Annotated in this window: 13 protein-coding genes; 8 read left to right on the forward strand and 5 right to left on the reverse strand. The window is 62.1% G+C overall.

What is annotated here, in order from left to right:
• Positions 1-576: 576 nt before the first annotated feature.
• From J2X24_RS03580 to J2X24_RS03595, 4 genes are all read left to right on the forward strand, one after another.
• Entirely contained in the window at positions 577-1,803 is a 1,227-nt protein-coding gene (locus J2X24_RS03580) for an N-acetylmuramoyl-L-alanine amidase family protein (RefSeq protein WP_209716777.1), read from the forward strand.
• A 167-nt stretch (positions 1,804-1,970) separates the two neighbouring features.
• On the forward strand, positions 1,971-4,349 hold the full coding sequence (locus J2X24_RS03585) for a penicillin-binding protein 1A (RefSeq protein WP_342591057.1): 2,379 nt from the start codon (positions 1,971-1,973) through the stop codon (positions 4,347-4,349).
• A 364-nt stretch (positions 4,350-4,713) separates the two neighbouring features.
• Positions 4,714-5,836 (forward strand): peptide chain release factor 2 gene (prfB, locus tag J2X24_RS03590; RefSeq protein WP_209716780.1). Its coding sequence is split into 2 segments (ribosomal slippage): positions 4,714-4,782 and positions 4,784-5,836, totalling 1,122 coding nucleotides; the frame shifts between segments, so codons are not numbered across the junction.
• A 78-nt stretch (positions 5,837-5,914) separates the two neighbouring features.
• A complete protein-coding gene (locus J2X24_RS03595; RefSeq protein ID WP_209716783.1) occupies positions 5,915-6,349 on the forward strand; it encodes a DoxX family protein in 435 nt (144 codons plus the stop codon).
• 183 nt (positions 6,350-6,532) lie between these two features.
• Here the strand turns inward: J2X24_RS03595 and J2X24_RS03600 are convergent, their stop codons facing one another.
• From J2X24_RS03600 to J2X24_RS03615, 4 genes are all read right to left on the reverse strand, one after another.
• A complete protein-coding gene (locus tag J2X24_RS03600) occupies positions 6,533-7,534 on the reverse strand; it encodes a YihY/virulence factor BrkB family protein (protein WP_209716785.1) in 1,002 nt (333 codons plus the stop codon).
• A 131-nt stretch (positions 7,535-7,665) separates the two neighbouring features.
• Positions 7,666-8,268: a bactofilin family protein gene (locus J2X24_RS03605; RefSeq protein ID WP_209716788.1), complete on the reverse strand. Its 603-nt coding sequence runs from the start codon at positions 8,266-8,268 to the stop codon at positions 7,666-7,668.
• A complete protein-coding gene (locus tag J2X24_RS03610) occupies positions 8,252-9,391 on the reverse strand; it encodes a M23 family metallopeptidase (RefSeq protein WP_209716791.1) in 1,140 nt (379 codons plus the stop codon). The genes J2X24_RS03605 and J2X24_RS03610 overlap by 17 nt, the downstream gene beginning before the upstream one ends.
• Positions 9,392-9,623: 232 nt before the next feature.
• Positions 9,624-10,115 (reverse strand): peroxiredoxin, encoded by a 492-nt coding sequence (locus tag J2X24_RS03615; RefSeq protein WP_209716793.1) that lies wholly within the window; start codon positions 10,113-10,115, stop codon positions 9,624-9,626.
• A 191-nt stretch (positions 10,116-10,306) separates the two neighbouring features.
• Between J2X24_RS03615 and J2X24_RS03620 the strand changes: the two genes are divergently transcribed.
• Entirely contained in the window at positions 10,307-14,461 is a 4,155-nt protein-coding gene (locus J2X24_RS03620) for a YhdP family protein (RefSeq protein ID WP_310002386.1), read from the forward strand.
• 365 nt (positions 14,462-14,826) lie between these two features.
• Here the strand turns inward: J2X24_RS03620 and tyrS are convergent, their stop codons facing one another.
• A complete protein-coding gene (gene tyrS / locus J2X24_RS03625; RefSeq protein ID WP_209716796.1) occupies positions 14,827-16,086 on the reverse strand; it encodes a tyrosine--tRNA ligase in 1,260 nt (419 codons plus the stop codon).
• An 82-nt stretch (positions 16,087-16,168) separates the two neighbouring features.
• On the opposite strand from tyrS, the gene J2X24_RS03630 reads away from it, so the two are divergent.
• Genes J2X24_RS03630 through J2X24_RS03640 form a run of 3 tightly spaced genes read left to right on the forward strand, consistent with a single transcriptional unit; the run spans position 16,169 to position 19,200 of the window.
• On the forward strand, positions 16,169-17,302 hold the full coding sequence (locus J2X24_RS03630; protein WP_209716799.1) for an anhydro-N-acetylmuramic acid kinase: 1,134 nt from the start codon (positions 16,169-16,171) through the stop codon (positions 17,300-17,302).
• Positions 17,303-17,312: 10 nt separating this feature from the next.
• A complete protein-coding gene (locus J2X24_RS03635; RefSeq protein WP_209716802.1) occupies positions 17,313-17,753 on the forward strand; it encodes a hypothetical protein in 441 nt (146 codons plus the stop codon).
• A 58-nt stretch (positions 17,754-17,811) separates the two neighbouring features.
• The gene (locus J2X24_RS03640) at positions 17,812-19,200 is read left to right on the forward strand and encodes a serine hydrolase domain-containing protein (RefSeq protein WP_209716804.1); all 1,389 of its coding nucleotides are present in this window, start codon (positions 17,812-17,814) and stop codon (positions 19,198-19,200) included.
• The last annotated feature ends 50 nt before the right edge of the window (positions 19,201-19,250 follow it).

Raw genomic sequence — 19,250 nt, forward strand, 5'->3', positions numbered from 1 at the left:
CCATCAGGCGAAAATGGCTATAAGGGGCCACCGCTGAATGACAGACTGCGAGATAGTGCCGCAATTTCGTCATGACAAGGTTCGCCGTATTCTTTGTCCAGCGCTGTCGGCGCCGTATCGGACTCGGGAAAGTGGCGATACCTGTTTGCAACATGGCGCGAAAAAGCACCGTGCGTCAACGCAATTTTCGACACCTGCGGCGATTGCGCCACCGAATTCAGCCGTAGATGGCGAATTATTGACCCCTATGGTATCCTGAGATATGAAACAGGCAGCCAATAGCGTTATGTCCCGAGTATGCGGATAATGTCCCAACTGACCCGTCCGGGGCGTATTCCCCGCTGCGTAAAAATTCCCGAATGGACCACCCGGGTCAGTCCTTAATCCTTACTTATCAAGCCCTGAAAAAGCCCGCGAAAAAGTGGGCTATGGCTTCACGTGCTTAAGGCTTTGGTAAGGAAAGAGGTTAAAGTAGCAGTAACCACGCCTTTTAATCGGATTTCTACACCGGTCAGGCATAGTGGTGCCACAGATAACCTTCTGCAAACATAGAAAATGTGGTGCGTGGAGTTCCGAATGTGTCTTCCGGCTGATGCCCTGAAAAGCAAGGGTGTAAGCAATTTCAAGCGACTGAAAGCGGTGTTCGCCGCTGGCCTGGTGTGCCTGGCCGCCGCTGTCGCTGTTCCTGCCATGGCCGCGCCGTCCGGCGACGTCGTCCGTGTCCGCATGGGCGGTTCCGGCTCGACGACCCGCATCGTCATCGAACTCGACAAGAGCGCGGCCGGCAAGGTCGTCTCGACCAGCGCCGACCAGACGCGCCATGTCCTTGCCCTGGGCGATGTCAGCATGGACGCGCCGATGTCGGGCGCGGGCCAGGGTATTATCAAGGACTGGGCGCTGGAAAACGACATGGGTTCCGCGCGCCTGAAGCTCAACTTCCGCACCGGCGCGCGCATCTATAAGCGCTTCCTGCTGCCGCCCGCCGACGGCATCAGCGTCTACCGCTACGTCATCGACGTCGTGCCGGGCGATACCCCCATGAACACGGCGCCCAAGGCGACGCCGGTCGTGACCGCAACCGTCGCCCAGGCCACGCCCGTAGCGCCCGCCAAGCGTAAGAAGGTCATCGTCATCGATGCCGGCCACGGCGGCAAGGACCCCGGCGCGCGCGGCAGCAAGAGCTGGGAAAAGGACATCAACCTGGCCGCCGCCAAGGCCCTGCGGGATCGTCTTGAAAAGACCGGCCGCTACAAGGTCATCATGACCCGCGACACCGACAGCTTCGTCGACCTGCCGGCGCGCGTCCGCATCGCCCGCGGCGCCGACGCCGACCTGTTCATCTCGCTGCATTCGGATTCGGGCGGCGACGGCACGGCGCGCGGCGCCAGCATCTATACCCTGTCGGATTCGGGCAGCGAGCGCATTGCCAAGAAGGCCCTGGTCAAGGGCGACTGGTCGCTTAACGACATGCCGAACGACGCCATCGTCAGCCGCATTCTGGTCGACCTGACCCAGCGCGCCACCAAGAACCGTTCGGCGACCTTCGCCCAGCTGGTCATGGACAATATCGGCGAAACGACGCCGTTGCTCAAGACCAGCCTGCGCCAGGCCGGTTTCGTCGTCCTGCTGGCGCCCGACGTCCCGGCCGTCCTGCTGGAAATGGGCTTTGTCAACAACGCCAAGGATGAAGCCATGCTGACCGATTCGCGGTCGCGCGACGCCATGATGGGGCAGGTGGCCAAGGCGATCGACAAGTATTTCGAAAACGACGTGCGTTACGCCTCGCTGGCCGGCTTCCGCTAAGCCAACCGCACAAGACCGCATTTATAAGGCCCCGTCGATTACGGCGGGGCCTTTTCCTTTGGGCAATTTCGCCACATTCGCGAAGCCATTCCGAAATTTCGCCGAATGGCTTTGCCTATTCCCGGGCTTTTGCTAAAGGTTAAGCCACGAGAGGTGAGGGAAGTCGTTTGGTAAAGTCGTCCGAGCGTTTGTTTGGAATGATCGCCGCGGGCGTCATGACGGTGATCGGCCTTGCCGGTTTCGCCGTGGCCGCCTATGCGGCATGGCTGTTCCACGACATGCCCGACGGCTCCGAACTGGCCGACTTCCATCCGGTGACCTCGGCCCGCGTCTTTGCCTGGGACGGTACGCTGATCGGCGAATATGGCCAGGAACGGCGCATCTACGTCCCCTATCATCGCATTCCGCAAAAGCTCAGCCAGGCGTTTCTCGCCGCCGAAGACCGCAACTTCTTCACCCACTCGGGCGTCGATGCCTCGGGCCTCAGCCGCGCCATGATGAAGAACGTGCTGAACTTCGTGCGCGGTCGCCGCCTCGAAGGCGGGTCGACCATCACGCAACAGGTGGCCAAGAACCTGCTCCTGAACAACGAACGGACGCTGGGCCGCAAGCTCAAGGAAGTGATCCTGGCGCGGCGGCTGGAAAATTCGCTGTCGAAGGAACAGATTCTCGAGCTTTACCTCAACGACATCTATCTCGGTTACCGCTCCTACGGCGTGGGCGCGGCCGCCTTCAACTATTTCGGCAAGTCGGTCGATGACCTGACGCTTGAAGAGGTGGGCTATCTGGCCGCCCTGCCCAAGGGTCCTGAAAACTATCGCCCGACGACGCACAAGCAGGCCGCGATCGCGCGCCGCAACTGGGTGATCGGTGAAATGGACAGGGCGGGCTGGATCACGCGCGCCGACGCGCTGGCCGCCATGCAGAAGGATCTGGTCGTAGAGGCCCGTCCCGAACGCGCCAAGTACCACGACGCCGACTACTTCGTGTCTGAGGTCGAGCGCCGCGCCAAATCGCTCTTCCCCGACCGTGACGCCATCTATACCCAGGGCTACTATATCAAGACGACGCTGGAACCCAAGCTCCAGACCATCGCCCTGCAATCGTTGATGAACGGGCTCGAAGTCTATGACCGCCGCCACGGCTGGCGCGGGGCGTGGGGCAATATTCCCGTCACCGACATGTGGGAACGCGAAGCCCAGGACGTCGAAAACCGTCTGGCCATGAACCGCAAGTCGCCGTCCGAACGCCGCGACTGGCAGATCGGCCTCGTCACCTCGGCATCGGGCGGCGTGCGCGCCCACGACGGCGGATCGGGAACCCTGCGCGGCGAGGACGTCGCCTGGGCCAAGGCCGGCAAGGGCCTCAAGGCCGGTGACCTGGTCTATGTCTCAAAGGTGTCCGATGGCGCCTATCGTCTGCACCAGGTGCCGATCGTCAACGGCGCCATGGTCGTGGTCGATCCCTATTCGGGCCGCATCGTCGCCATGGTCGGCGGCTATTCCTTCTCGCTGTCCAAGTTTAACCGCGCCACCCAGGCGCTACGCCAGCCGGGTTCGTCGATCAAGCCGTTCGTCTATGCCGTGGCGCTGGAACGCGACTTCACGCCCGCCTCGATCGTCGAAGACGGCCCGATCTCGATGATGGGCGGCGACGGCAAGATGTGGACGCCGCAGAACTACGAACACGACTATATGGGCCCGCAGCCCATCCGCCGGGGTATCGAACTGTCGCGCAACCTGATGACGGTCCGTCTGGCGCAACGCGTCGGCATCAAACCGATCACGCAGAAAATCGTTGGTGATTTTGGCGTCGCCGACAAGATGCCGGCCGAAATGGCCGTGGTGCTTGGGGCAGGGGAGGTTCAACCCTATCGCCTGGCCAGTGCCTATTCGATGTTCGTCAATGGTGGCCGGCGTGTGAAGCCGCACCTGATCGACCAGGTCCAGGACCGCGACGGCAAGGTGATCTACAAGGCCGACGAGCGCCAATGCCCGACCGCCTGCAAGGACGCCTTCGACGGTCTGGAAAGTCCGCGCCTGCTGCCTCAGGGCACCCAGGTGATGGACCCGATCACCGCCTACCAGATGAATTCCTTCCTGCAGGGCGTGGTCGAACGCGGCACCGCCGTGCGGGCGCGCGAACTGGGCTTCCCGGTTGGCGGCAAGACCGGCACGACCAATGATTATCGCTCAGCCTGGTTCATGGGCTTTTCGGCTGATCTGGTGGTCGGCGTCTATATCGGCTTCGACGACAACCGCAGCCTTGGCGACAAGGAAACCGGTTCATCGGCCGCGCTTCCGGTCTTCATCGACTTCATGAAGGCGGCCTATGTCAACCGGCCCAAGCGCCAGTTCAACAAGCCGAAGGACGCGGTCTACATGTCGATTCGCGGCCGCGAGGAAGCTTTCAAGCCGGGCACCGAGCCGCAGATCACCTATACGCCGGTCGAAGACGGCCCGACGCCCTATCTCGATGCCTGGGACGACGCCGGCGACAATGCGCCCGCCGCCGACGAAGCGCCAATCGGAACGCCGAACGACTAAGCTCTGTGCTTTCAGAGCCAGGTGGCACCATATTCGTCATCAATGCCCCCACCACCAACGCGCCAAGGCGCGTTGGTTCCCCTCCCCATTCACATCTTTTGCGAAACCTCTCCCGAGTCGCTCATGGGGAGGAATAGGATAGGCTCGGCACCAGCGTAATGCTCTTTTCTTATTCCTCCCCATGAGCGCCTCCAACGTATCAACGCAAAGATGCGAGTGGGGAGGGGAACCGCACGAGTGAGCCATCGAAAGATGGCGAATGAGATGTGGTGGTGGGGGCAGGCATAACTCGGACCCACGCTTTCAGCTTGAAATCCTAGGCGACCCCCTATACATCCCGGCGTTCGAATTTAAGGATCCCCCCATGCGTTTGGATATCGAAGCCGCAGCTTCCGAAATCGAGCAGTCCGTCGGCCTGCTCAGGAGGCGTCTTTGACTGGGATGTCGCACTAAGACGTCTCGATGAACTCAATGCCCGCGTCGAAGACCCGACGCTGTGGGACAAGCCCGACGAAGCCCAGAAGATTTCGCGCGAGCGCTCCAAGCTGGCGGCATCGGTCGATGCGGTCACCTCGCTCGAAAAGGAACTGAAGGACGCCATCGAATTCGCCGAACTGGGCGACATGGAAGGCGACGAAAGCCTTATCGAGGAAGCGCGCGACATGCTGAAGGGCCTGAAAGCCCGCGCCGGCCGCGCCGAACTCGAAGCCCTTTTGTCCGGCGAAGCCGACGGCAACGACGCCTATGTCGAAATCAATTCCGGCGCCGGCGGCACCGAATCGAACGACTGGGCCGGCATCCTCCTGCGCATGTACACGCGCTGGGCGTCGGCGCACGGCATGACCGTGGCGGTCGAGGAAGAAACCCCGGGCGAGCAGGCCGGCATCAAGTCGGTGACGCTCAAGGTCTCGGGCGAAAACGCCTATGGCTGGCTGAAGACCGAAGCGGGCGTCCACCGCCTGGTGCGCATTTCACCCTATGACTCCAACGCGCGGCGGCACACCTCGTTCGCCTCGGTCTGGGTCTATCCGGTCGTTGATGACACCATCGTCATCGACATCAACCCGTCTGACGTCCGCACCGACACCTATCGCGCCTCCGGCGCCGGCGGTCAGCACATCAACAAGACCGACTCGGCCGTGCGCCTGACGCACATCCCGACCGGCATCGCGGTCGCCTGCCAGGCCGGCCGTTCGCAGCACGCCAACCGCGACGAAGCGTGGAAGATGCTGCGCGCGCGCCTCTATGAGGCCGAGTTGCAGAAGCGCGAGGCGGCTCAGCAGGCGCTGGAAGACCAGAAGACCGATATCGGCTGGGGTCACCAGATACGCTCCTACGTCCTTCAGCCCTACCAGATGGTCAAGGACCTGCGCACCAATGTCGAAACCTCGGACACCGCTGCGGTGCTCGACGGCGACCTCGACGAATTCATGGGCGCGTCGCTGGCTCAGCGTGTCGGCGTGACCCGCGACGCGGCGGAAGTTTAACCCCTCGGTAACCATTTTTTCGTTCGCGTTTTCCGGAACGATGTTATGCTGCTTCCCCTGAAAAGTACGGGGAGTGGCATGGCATCATTGAAGCTGAACGCCGACTGGATCGAACGGCTGGGCCAGCCTTTGGCCTTCCTGGCCTTGCGGCTGTATCTTGGCGGGTTCCTGATCTGGGGCGTCTGGGACAACATCACCGAGAAGGGCCGGATGACCGAGTTCGCCATGTTCCTGGCGACGATGAACTGTCCGTGGCCGGAGGTTGCCGCGGTCGTATCGGTGTGGGCACAGTTGATCGTCGGCGCGCTTTTGATCCTGGGCTTGTTCACGCGCTGGGCCGGCCTGGTGCTGTCGGTCAACTTCCTGGTAGCGGTGATCCTGTTCGCGACGACGGGCGCCGATGCCCGCTCACAGTATCCGCACGCCATCCTGGTCTTTATCGGCTTGGTGTTCATGACGACCGGCGCCGGCAAGTGGGGTGCGGATGCGTTTCTGGAGCGAAAGAGGAGCTAGCTTCCGTCTCTCCTCACTGTGCCGAAGGCATGGGGAGGTCGGGTGAGCGCCGCCGGAATACAGTTCCGGCAAGCGCAAGACGAATGAGCGAAGCGAATGAGATGTGGTGGTGGGGTCTACCGCCTGCGCTTCGCTAGCGGTCCCCCTCCCCATCGCTCCGCGACAGGGAAGAGTGACTGAGCTTTACTCCGCCTTCTTTGCCGCCACGTCCTTGGTCTCGTCACACACGACATCGACGGCCGCCTTCACATTCTTCGCGGCGGCCCCCTTCAGCGCTTCCTTGGCGGTATTGACCGGCTTGCGGCGGCCCTTCTTGATGACGATCTGGCGGCCGAGATAGCGCGTATAGACCTGGGTGAATTCCGCGCCGATAAAGAAGATCTGCGTCGAATAGTAGATCCACACCAACACCACCATCAGCGAACCCGCCGCGCCGTAGGTCGACGAAAACGCACTCTGGCCGAGATAAAGCCCGATCAAGGTCTTGCCGATTGAAAAGAGCAGGGCGGTGATCGCCGCGCCCAGCCAGACGTCGCGCCAGCGGATTTTGACGTCGGGCAGCACCTTGAAGATGATGGCGAACAGAAAGGTGATGGCGGCGAACGATCCGACCAGGTTGACGCCATGCATGACCAAAGCCGGCAGCAGTTCGACAAAATAGGCGCCGATCGCCGACAGGGCCGCCGAAACCACGAGGGCGATCAGCAACAGGAAGGCGATCCCCAGGATCATCCCGAACGACAGCAGGCGCTTTTTGACAAATGACATGATGTCGGCGTTGGCGCCTTCGACGTTCCAGATCGTGTTCAGCGAGTCCTGGAGCTGGGCGAAGAAGCCCGTTGCCGAGACCACCAGGGTGACGACGCCGATGGCGGTGGCGATCAGGCTCGACTCTGTCGTGGTCGAATTCGTCAGTATGGTGCGGATGGCGCTCGCCCCGTCTATGCCGACCAGGCCGCTGATCTCATAGAAGATGAAGGCCGAGGCGCGCTCATCGCCGAAAGCTAGGCCGGCCAGCGACACAACGATCAGCAGAAGTGGGCCGATCGACAGGATGGAGTAGAAGGCCAGCGCCGCGCCCAGCCTCGGCACGTTGTCGTCGTTCCATTCCTGCCAGGTTTCCTTGAGCAGGAAGACCATGGCCGCCCAGTTGAGCGGAGGAGGCTGTTTGGCGGGTTCGGTCATGCGGTTTCCGTGGCGTCGGGCGCCAAGGATCAACAAAAAGCCGGGGAAGATCAAGCCTTCCCCGGCATTCCGTTTATAAAGACTATGTTCGTGCGGACAGGTTATCGCGTAACGCCCGGATCAGGCCCGTCTCAGGTCAGGTCCGAAAGGGCGCTCATGTCGTAGCTGGACATACCGCCGGAGGGCGCGGCGGGAGCGGCAGGCGCCGCCGGCGAGGCCGGAGCAGCCGGCGCGGCCGGGCTGACATTGGCGGCCGGCGAGGCGACCGACGCCGCCATGCTGTCGCTGCGGCGCTGCAGGCAGCGGCCTTGGAAGTAGGCGCCGACGTCGATGGCCAGCGTCTCGTGGGTGATGTCGCCTTCGACATAGGCGGTGGCCTGCAGCTTGACCTGCTTACCCTGGATCGAGCCGACGATACGGCCGCGGACTTCGATGGTTTCGGCCTCGACCTTGCCTTCGATATTGCCCGATTCACCGACCGTCAGGTGGTTGACGCGAACATCGCCTTTGACGGTGCCGTCGAGGTGCAGGTCGCCGGTGCCGGTGACGTTGCCATCGATCAGCAGGCCCGAGCCGACGCTCGAGAACGGCTTTGCGCCGCCCGAGAAGCTGTTGCCCGTGGTGGGCGAGGACGGCTTCTTGGTGAGGTTGAGATTGGGTGCTTCGACCGCGGGGGCGACCGGTGCGACGGTCGGTTGCGGCTTGGCCGGAGGGGTCTTAGTTTTGTTGAACATAGTCACCTGCCTTGAGAAAACGTGCGGGATTTTGCGGGCGGCTGTTGATCCACACTTCGTAATGAAGGTGGGTGCCGGTAGAACGTCCGGAATTGCCCATGGACGCGATGCGCTGGTCCACGGCGACGCGTTGGCCGGCGCGGACGCTGAAGGCGGCCAGGTGAGCGTAGCGCGTCTTGAAGCCGTTGCCATGATCGATTTCGACGCAGTTGCCATAGCCAGAGCGGACGCCGACAAAGGCAACGACGCCGGGCGCCGTGGCATAGATGGGGGTGAGGTAGGCGCCGGAGAAGTCCTGGCCCTGGTGGAAGCGCGGCGTGCGGTTGAACGGGTCGAAGCGGACGCCAAAGCCCGAGGTCGTACGCGTGCCGATGGTCGGCCGGCCGAACGGGATGCGTTCCGAATTGCGCTGCAGGCCGCGCATGTCGCTCAGGTCGTTGGCGGCGTTGGAAATGCGTTCGGCGAAGTCTTCATCGACGCCCAGTATGACCGACAGTGCCTTGGCGTCCTTGCCGGCCAGGGGCCCGGCCTGGCCGCCACCAGCGAAGGAGGCGGGGTTGAGGCCGGCGAGGCGGAAGGCCAGGCGCAGGCGCTCGGCGCGCGTTTTGGCGAAGACCTCGGCCTGGCTGATCATGCGTTCCTGTTCGGCGCGGATCGAATAGATGCGTTCGACGGGCGGCAGGTTCGCGTCAATGGGCGCCGGAGACAGCGCCGCAGCTGCGCCAGGTACACCTTTGAAATCCTTAAGGACTTGCGCCAGTGCATTATGTCGCTTCTCAACTGTGTTGGCCAGGTCCTCCAGCGAGCCGGTATTGGCGTTGGCCTGCTGCATGGCCAGGTCGAGACGCGCCTGACGGTCAGCGATCCAGCGTTCCGACTGCGCCTTCATCATGCGCATCTGGTTTTCGGCGGAACTGCCTTGCGTGGTGGTGAAAAAGACTGCGAAGCTGGTCGAAACCAACAGCCAGCACAGTATGGCCGAGACGATCAGGAACAGGACGGCCTGCTTGCCCGTCGTCAGGACATGGCCATGGGTTTCGCCGCCGGAGCGAATATAGAGGTGACGTTCCGGGAAGACGCTTTCCGCAAGCTCCCCGACGCGCTTGAACAAGGATTTACTCATCACCGCACCCTAAACCTTTTATTAAGTATGCATATGAGTACGAGACTGCGCAAGGCGTATGTTCCGAAGCGATTCGCGGGACCGGCGACTTATTCGCAAAAGGGGATGAAAACAAATGCATCGACCGGTGTTGCATCGTCCTGACCAAGCCCTTGTCCCATTATGAAATTCTTAATTTGTCATTTTCAAGTTCGATGCCGCTAGCATGGCTTTGTAACAAGGTTGTGACCGGTTAACCTTTCAGAGTTTGAAGCGCGGCAAGGACGTTTTCGACGTGTCCCTTGACGCGGATCTTGCGCCATTCCCGACGGATCAGGCCATCGGGGTCGATGATGAAGGTTGAGCGGTCGGTACCCATATACTGGCGGCCGTACAGCGACTTTTCGATCCATGATCCGAAGGCGGCGATCGTTTCGGTCGTTTCATCCGAGATCAGCGGCATCTTCAGGCCGTACTTGGTGATGAACTTGTCATGGTCCTTCAGGCTGTCCTTGGACAAACCATAAAGGCCCACGCCCATTTTGACGAATTCCGGCATGGCACCCGAGAAGGCGCACGCCTCCTTGGTGCAGGTTTCGGTGTCATCGGTCGGATAGAAGAAGATCACCGTCCACCGGCCTTTCAACGACGCTTTCGAGACCTCGCCACCGCCGGAAACGGGCAGCGAAAAGTCCGGCGCGGGCCTTGGCTGAAAAGAAGTCGTGGATACCGCGGGTTTTGCCATAGGCTTGCCTTTGTTAAAATGTAAAAGTTTCCGATGAATCGGGAATTTTCCTCCTATCTTAACGCTGTTTTCCGGACAATCGTCTATGGTGCCTCACGACCTGTCCACAACCGGCGTCAGACCGGCGGGCAAATGCCAACAAGAATGATAAAAGAGTAACCGCTATTTCCGCCGTTTCGCCCGTCAAAAGCGTGCTTGCCGCCATCAGACGCCGCTATCGCCTGATCCTTTTGGGCGGCGTGGCCCTGTGCGTGATCGCGCTGGGCCTGCGGCTGTCGGCGGGTCCGATGCGCGTCGACGGGTTACGGCCTGTTCTGGCCGACCGGATCGAGGCGCACCTGCCCAATACACGCGCCAGCATCGGTCATCTCGATCTTGTCTGGTTCGGCGACGCCCGCGCCATCGGCTTCCGCTTCCAGAATCTGATCGTCCAGGACAGGCAGAACCGGGTGATCGTGCGCGCAGGGAAGCTGGAAACGGCCCTGGCGGCGGACAGTCTGCTGTTGATGCACTTCGCGCCGGCGCGCCTGACGGCCGAAGACTTCTTCGTGGCCGCCTCGGTCTCGCGCGAAGGCCGTTATGACCTGGGCTACGAGGCCCACGGCAGCCCAGGCGCCGCAGGCCCGCTCGACAACTTCCTCTACGACCTGACCGGCCAGGAGACCTTGGGCCGTCCCGCCAGCTTCACCCGCCAACTGGCGGTCAAGAACGGCGAGTTCCATCTGCGCCAGCAAGGCACGGGCGTGCAATGGACGGCGAAGATCAACAATATCGACTTCACCAAGCTGCGCGGCAAGCTGAACAGCCATATCAACCTGACCATCGCCGGCCCGGGTTCGGACGCCGCGATCCGCGCCGATGCCTCGGGCGAAGTCGGCCTGAAACGCGCCGTCATCACCGCCGATGTGCGCAATCTCAATCCGGCGCGCGTCTTCCCGTCGGCCGGGGTGACGCGTCACCTGGCCCTGGTCGACGCTCCCGTCAATGGCCGCGCGCGCATCGACTACAGCGCCCGGCGCGGATTCGAAGGCGCCTTCCTCGACCTGACCGCCGGCAAGGGGCATCTGACCCTGGGCGACGAAAAGCAGGTCTTCGACGGCGCCGACATCAAGGCGACCTATGCCTCGGCCAACCGCACGGTCGTCTTCAGGACCTTCAAGGTACAGGCGCACCTGCTCGACACCGACCTGCACGGCTGGGTGCAGATCCATCCCGAGGACAGAAAGGCGAGGCGCGACCTGGCCCTGACCTTCGACTTCGCCGGACCGCGCGTCACCGGCCGCCTGGCCGACGACTTCGCCCGCCAGACACTCACAAACGCCCATGTGCGCGGCAGCTTTACGCCTGCGAAACGCCAGTTCCGTTTCGACACGGCGACCGGCAGCCTGAACGGCGCGCCGCTGGAATCGCAAGGCCTGGTCTACACCGGCAGCGACGGTAAGCTGGGCGCCGACCTGACCGCCAAGATCAAGGGCCGCTTCACCAAGGAGGAGGTCTTCGCCTTCTGGCCCGAAGACCTGTCGCACATCCTGCGCACCGACCTGATCGAACGCATAAGGGACGGCGACTTCGCCAATGCCGACTTTGTCCTCAAGGTAAAGCCCGGCGAGTTCGGCAATCTCAGAGATGACAACTTGCGGCTCGATTTCGACTTCGCCAACGTCAAGCTGGGGACGCACGATAAGCTGCCCGACGCCGAGGGGCTCAAGGGCCACGCGGTCCTGAAGGGCAACAGCTTCGCCATGGACGTCACCGAAGGCCGCATGGTCGAGGTGCACATGACCAAGGGCGGGCTGCTGGTCCCCAGCTTCCACGACCGGTCGACGCAGACCCACATCTGGGTCGAAAGCGAAGGCGAGGCGGTCAAGGTCATCGAAGCCGTCGATCCGATCGCTGACGGCGAACTCAAGACAAACGGCCTGAACCGGGACCGCCTGCAGGGCCAGTCGCAGGTCCGGCTCGACATCACCTTCCCGACGCTGCGCAAGATTACCGACGAGAATTTCGGCCTGACTTTCGACGCGACGATCGCAGACGCCGGCATGAAACAGGCGGCGCTCGGCTGGGACCTAACTGGCGGGACGTTGAAGGTGCGCGGCGACCTGCTGGCCAACAGCCTGGTGGTGGCGGGTCCTGCGCGCGTCGGCCCTTATCGCGGAGACATATCGTATCGCACCCAGTTCGTGCCCAAGGCCCAGACGATCGACTTCAAGGGCCAGTTCAACGCCGCCCAGTTCGGCGGCAGCCCGCGCGTGCCCGTTGCCATTACCGGACAGTTCGTCGTTCAGGACGGCAAGGGCAGGGGCAAGGTCGACGCCGACATCTTCCGCGGCGACGTCGACTGGACCAATGAAGGCTCGGACGACAAGAGCCGTCCGTCCCAGGTCAATATTTCCGGCGTCACCATTGCATCCGGCATGATCGCGCAAGGCCTGCCGATGTTCGAGCGCTTGAAGACAGAGACGCCGACGCAGATATCGCTTTTGCGCTCGGGCGATATCTGGAGCGGCGGCGTCGAGGCCGAGAGCCTGTCGGGCGATGTCGCCTATATCGACGGACAACTGCCGCGCCTGGTCTATCAGGCGACGATCACGCCGGACGAGGCGCGCCAACTGGGCTATGGCGCCCTGCCAGTCTTCAGCGAGTCGCGCCATCTGACGGTCAATGTGGCGCTCGACAGCGAGTCCAAGGAAGCGCTGATCAAGCTTGACGATATCAATGCCGTGCTGGGATGGTCGGAACAGGCGGGCTCGGACGAACTGCTGCGCCGGATCAATATGAAACTGCGTCCGCAGGACTGGGCGACGCTCGGCCTGCCCAAGGCCTTCTTCACGCCGGCGGCGCCCATCGACGTCACCGCCCTGTGGCAACAGACGCCGCAGAAACTCATTGGCCAGGTGAAGATGCTGGGCGAAACCATTGATTTCGATATGCCGACACGTGAGGCGCGCGCCCAGATCGACTATACGCTCCAGGTGCGCGGCACGGTCAGCGACTCGATATTGGCGGCACTCGGCTATTCGCAGGCGCCGGTGCAGATCAAGGGCAATCTCGGTTCGGTCTTCACACTCTACGACACGCCGGGCCATCCGGCGGCCATCGCCAATGTCGATGCGGCCAAGGCCGAACTGGGCGTGCGCGCCACCGACTGGATCAAGCCCGCCGGCGAGGCCGCCAATTTCAGCGTGTCCTTCGATGAGCAGAGCGTTGACGCCGGTAAGCGCGGGGGGGTCAACCTGTCGCGCATCTATGCCACCGGCGATCGCATCCGGATCGACGGCCGCGCCTCTTTCGGTGCTACGGGGGAACTGGAATTCGCCGATTTTTCAAACCTCTATCTGCGCAACTTCATCGACGTGACCTTCAAGAACTACGTCCTGCCGGAGCAGGGCATCAATGTCATGTCGATCAGCGGCAAGCAACTTGACCTGCGGCCGTGGCTGGAGAAGGAGCGCGACAGGGCCACTGAACCCGCTGAGGAGGCGCAGGCCCCAACGACTGCCCCAGCGACTAACCAAGGGACGGCAAAGACGCCGACCCATTTCGTCGTCGATCTCGATAGCCTGCAGACCTCGGCCGACGGCGCCTTTACCGACGTCAAGCTGGACCTTACCTGGGACGGGTTGAGCGGCCTCGACGGGCAGGGCACGGCGCACCTGATCGGCAATGCGCCGGTCGCCATCGCCTTCCAGTCGCAAGGCGCCTACAGCCTGTTCAACCTGCGCACCAACGACTTCGGCAACCTTTTGCGCACCTATGGCGGCGTGCGCAACGTCTATGGCGGCAAGGCCGAAATGACCGGCGCCTATATGGACGGCCAGGTCGATGCCCGCATCGCCGGCGAGAATATCCGCGTCAAGCAGATCCCCGTGCTGGCGCAGCTTTTGACCGTCGCCTCGATGACCGGCCTGAACGACACGCTGACCGGCGAAGGCATCGCCTTTACCGACTTCGAATTCCCGGTGCGCTATCGCGGCGACACGCTGTTCGTACGCAACGGCTGGGCCAAGGGCAAGGCGCTGGGCATCAATGTCTGGGGCACGACCGATATCGGCGACAAGACGATGACGCTGAACGGCACGCTGATCCCGGCCTACCGGATCAATGCTTTGTTCGGGGACGTCAAGTCGAACGGCCTGGGCCTGGTCGGCATTAAGTACGACGTCAAAGGCCCGGCAAAGGCGCCGCAGGTCGGCGTCGATCCTTTGTCGGTCATCATGCCGGGCTTTATCAAGGTCTGGGAAAACGACCAGCGCAAGGACCCGATCGCGCCTTTGGATTTGCCGGAGACGAAGGAGGCCGTGCGCGCCTTGCGGAACAAGACGGCCGACCTGGCGGTGAATTAAGGTAAGATTCAACCACGAACGACACGAACAACCACGAACTTTGTGTGTCAGCTCGACAGCCGTTGCCGGTGGCTGCCCGCCTAAGGGAATCCACAGGTGCACACAGATAGGCACAGATGATCCGAGGTCGGGACATCGACCATGGCTACCGGCATACACGCTCGACGGCGCAAAGCGCCGTCAATCCCTGAGACTGGTATCGCGCCTGACGGGCCGCTTGCACGGCATATCTGTGCTTATCTGTGTGCATCTGTGGATTCCCTGACTCAACACGCCAAGGGCACCATCTCACCGCAGATACTCAGCGTTCGTGTCTGTTCGTGTGGTTCGTGGTTATTACTTAAACCCGAACCACACACTCAGCACTAGACCGGCTTGACCAGGACGATCTTCTTCTTACCCTGGGCGACCTTGATGACGCCTTCCGCATTGAGATCGGCCTTGGTGACCAGCTGGTTGCCGTCACTGATCGCCACGTCGTTGACACGCAGACCTCCGCCCTGGGCCAGACGGCGTGCTTCACCGTTCGACTGGGTCAGGCCGATGCGCGTCGTCAGGGCTGCCAGCATGATGCCTTCGGCCAGTTCCGCCGCCGGCACTTCGACGGTCGGCAGGTCGGCCGACAATACGCCTTGCTCAAACGCCTTTTGGGCCGTGTCGCGCGCGGTCGCGGAGGCTTCAGCGCCGTGAACCATCTTGGTCGCTTCGTCGGCGAGAATCTTCTTGGCCTCGTTGATCTCGGCGCCTTCAAGCTTCTCAAGCCGGGCGATCTCATCGAGCGGCAGGGCGGTGAACAGGCGCAGGAACTTGCCGACATCGGCGTCTTCGGTGTTACGCCAGTACTGCCAGTAGTCGTAGGGGCTCAAAGCATCGGCGTTGAGCCACACCGCGCCGCCGACCGTCTTGCCCATCTTGGCGCCCGAAGCGGTCGTCAAAAGCGGCGAGGTCAGGCCGAAGGCGGCCTTGGTGTTCATGCGGCGCGTCAGTTCGACGCCATTGACGATATTACCCCACTGGTCCGAACCACCCATCTGCAGGACGCAGTTATAGGTGCTGTTCAGTTCGCGGAAGTCGACCGCCTGCATCAGCATGTAGTTGAATTCCAGGAAGGTCATCGGCTGTTCGCGTTCCAGCCGCAGCTTGACCGAATCGAAGGTCATCATGCGGTTGATGGTGAAGTGCGTGCCGAAGGTGCGCAGGAACTCGATATAGCCGAACTGCGACAGCCAGTCGTCGTTATTGACCATGATGGCGTCATTACCGCCGTCGCCGAAGGTCAGGAAGTTCGAGAAGACCGACTTGATGCCGTCCATGTTCGACTGGATCTGCTCGTCGGTCAGGAGCGGACGTTGCGTGTCCTTGAAGGTCGGGTCGCCGACCTTGGTCGTTCCGCCGCCCATGAGCACGATCGGCTTGTGGCCGGTCTGCTGCAGCCAGTAGAGCAGCATGATCTGCACCAGGTGACCGGCGTGCAATGACGACGCCGTGGCGTCATAGCCGATATATCCCGTGATCATCCCGGCCGACGCCAGCGTGTCGAGCGCCTCGGCGTCGGTGCACTGATGGATGAAGCCACGCTCAGACAGCGTGCGCAGGAAGTCGGATTTGAAGCTTTGCTCGGTCATGATTTGGGTGCAGTATGAAATAGAAAAGGGGTGCTGTGTGACCCCGCCATCCGTCACAGTCAAGAGTGCGCAGGGAAATGTCATGAAAGTTTTGGGTTTTATGACCGGAACGTCACTCGACGGCATCGATATGGCGATCATCGATACCGACGGTGAATCCCAGCTCGTCTTTGGGCCGTGGGCGGAAATGCCGATGCCGCCGGAGACGCGCGCCCTTCTGGAAAACACAGTCAAGGCGGCGCTGCAATGGCCGCGCGGCGCGGCCGAGCCCGCGATTTTCGCCGAAGCGCGAACCGCCCTGGTCGACTGGCACGTGTCGGCGTCGGCGGCTTTTCTGAAATCGAACGACCTCTCTTACAGCGACCTCGACGCCATTGGCGTTCACGGCCAGACCGTGCTGCACGAACGCCCGCGCAATGGCGTGCCCGGCCGGACGGTTCAACTCTTTGACGGCCAGGCGTTTGCCGATGCGGTGGGCGTGACCGTCGTCTGCGACTTCCGCCAGGCCGATATCCAGGCGGGCGGGGAGGCGGCGCCGCTGGCGCCCGTCTATCACCGTGCCTTGGTGCAGAAGGGGGGCCTTGATCTGCCGGTTGTCGTCGTCAATCTCGGCGGGGTCGCCAATATCACGCTGATCGATGAAAACCTCAACCTGACGGCGCTCGATACCGGACCGGCCAACGGGCTGATGGACCAGTGGATGCGCCGCCACGGCCGGGGCGATTTCGACCACGAAGGCCGCATCGCGGCAGCGGGCAAGGTCCACGCCGATATCGTCTCGGCCTACATGGCGCATCCCTATTTCAAGGCCGTCGCGCCAAAGTCGCTCGACCGCTACGATTTTACGCTGGATGCCGTGGCTAATCTCTCCTGCGAAGACGGCATGGCCACCTTGAGCGCCTTTACCCTGGCAAGCCTGCTGGCGGGCATCAACGCCGTTGGCGCGCAGCCAAAATCGGTCATCCTGGCCGGTGGCGGGCGCCACAATGCTTTCCTCGTCGGCCAGATTCGCGATGCGCTTTCGCCGGCCCAGGTCGTGCTTGCCGAGGATTTGGGCTGGCGCGGCGGGGCCATCGAGGCCGAAGCCTTCGCCTATATGGCGGCGCGGTCGCTGAAGGGCCTGCCGATCTCCTTCCCCGGCACGACGGGCGTAAAAGCGCCGCTGACGGGTGGCAAGGCAAGCTATCCGAAGCGTACACAGTCCATGGCAAGCTGAAGAGGGCACCATGAAAACGCGTATCCTGTTGATCGCCACCGTTTGCCTGTCGGCCTGTTCGCCGCAAACCGACAAGGACACGGACAGCGCGTCGGCGTCGGTGTCTGAAACCGCTTCGATCGCCGCCCCATCCAGCGCCGCGCCGGCAGCTTCCGTGGCCGCGACACTGCCGGCGGCCTTTGTCGGCAAGTGGGATGCTCCACCCAAGCCATGCAGCACGTCTTATCGCGCCGAAATGCAGCTCGACATTACCCCGACCGCTTTGAGCTATTTCGAAAGTGGCGGCAGGGTGAAGAGCGTCAAGGTCAACAGCCCGACCGACGTCGTGGCCGACCTGGCCATGTCCGGCGAGGGCGAAACCTGGGAAAAGTCGATACACATGGTCTTGACCGATGACGGGACCCTGACCATCGATGCGGGCGAGGGCGGCGTCCGCGTCCGCTGCCCGTAACCGCTTGCCATCCTCTCCAGCCATGATAGTCACATAAGCGACTATTATGGAGAAAATCATGGCGGGCAAATCATCCATCAGGTTCGGCGCGGGCATGGCCCTGTTTCTGTCCGCCGTGTCGGCATTTGGCGCCGAACTCCCTGCGGACACCGTCGCGAAGATTGATGCAGCCGCGCAAACCGTCATCGCCATCAACCAGACGCCATCGGCTCAGATCGCTGTGGTGAAGGACGGCGAGATCGTCTACTCCAAGGCGTTCGGTGTCGCATCGATTGATGGCAATGTGAAAGCGACCACGAAGTCGCGCTACCAGATTGCTTCCGTTTCGAAAGCTTTCACGGCCGCAGCCGTCCTGGCCCTGGTTGAAGACGGCAAGCTTTCGCTCGATGACACCGTCTCGAAGTGGCTGCCGGACCTGACCTCGGCCGATCAGATCACGGTGCGCCAGTTGATCAGCCACACCTCGGGCTACTCCGACTACTGGCCGCAGGACTACGTCATGGAGACGGTGACCAAGCCCACGACGGCACAGAAGATCGCCAACACCTACGCCAAGGCGCCGCTCGACTATAAGCCGGGCGATGAATGGCAATATTCCAATACCGGCTATGTCGTCGCCGGGCTGATCGTCGAAAAGGTTTCGGGTAAGCCCTTGTTCGACTTCATGCAGGACCGTATCCTTAAGCCCATCGGCATCCATGACGCGCTCGACGCCGGCGCGGTCGATCTCAAGGCGCCCGATGCGCTCGGCTATCAGCGCCAGGGCCTGGGGCCCAACCGCCTGACACCACTTGCGGGACGCAACTGGACCTTTGCCGCCTGGCCGCTGATCCTCACGGCTGAAGACGTCGCCAGGTGGGACATCAGCATCCTCAAGAAGTCCTTGTTCACGCCCGCGACCTATGACGAGCAGGTCAAGACGATCAAACTCAATAACGGCAATGACACAGGCTATGCCATGGGCTGGTTCGTACGCAAAACGGGCGGCCGCACCATCGTATCGCATACGGGCGAGGGCGCGGGCTATCTAACCAGCAACCGCATCTATCCCGATGACGGTATCGCCATCGTCGTCCTGACCAACACCATGTCAGGCAATGCGTTCAGCGAAATCTCCGACCGCATTGCCTTCCAGGTCCTGCCGCAACACAGCGTCGACGCGCAGGTGCTGGCAACCTTCAAGGCGCTGCAGGCGGGCCAGGCCGACCGCGCGCACTTCACGGGCAATTTCAACGCCTACCTGACCGACAAGGCACTTGCGGATCACAAGCAATATCTCGGCGCACTCGGCGATATCGTCACTTTCCAGATGCAAGGATCCTCCAAGCGCGGCGGCATGGATATCCGGTCCTATCGCCTGCGCGCCGGCGAAAAACTGTTGTCCTTAAGCGTCTTCGTCACCAAGGATGGAAAATTCGATCAATTCCTGGTGTCGGCGGTTAACTAATTCCCCTCGCATGTCTTCGTCGTGGCATAATGCTGTTACGACAGAGGAGG

Source organism: Asticcacaulis solisilvae (assembly GCF_017875235.1).
Taxonomy (GTDB): Bacteria; Pseudomonadota; Alphaproteobacteria; order Caulobacterales; family Caulobacteraceae; genus Asticcacaulis; species Asticcacaulis solisilvae_A.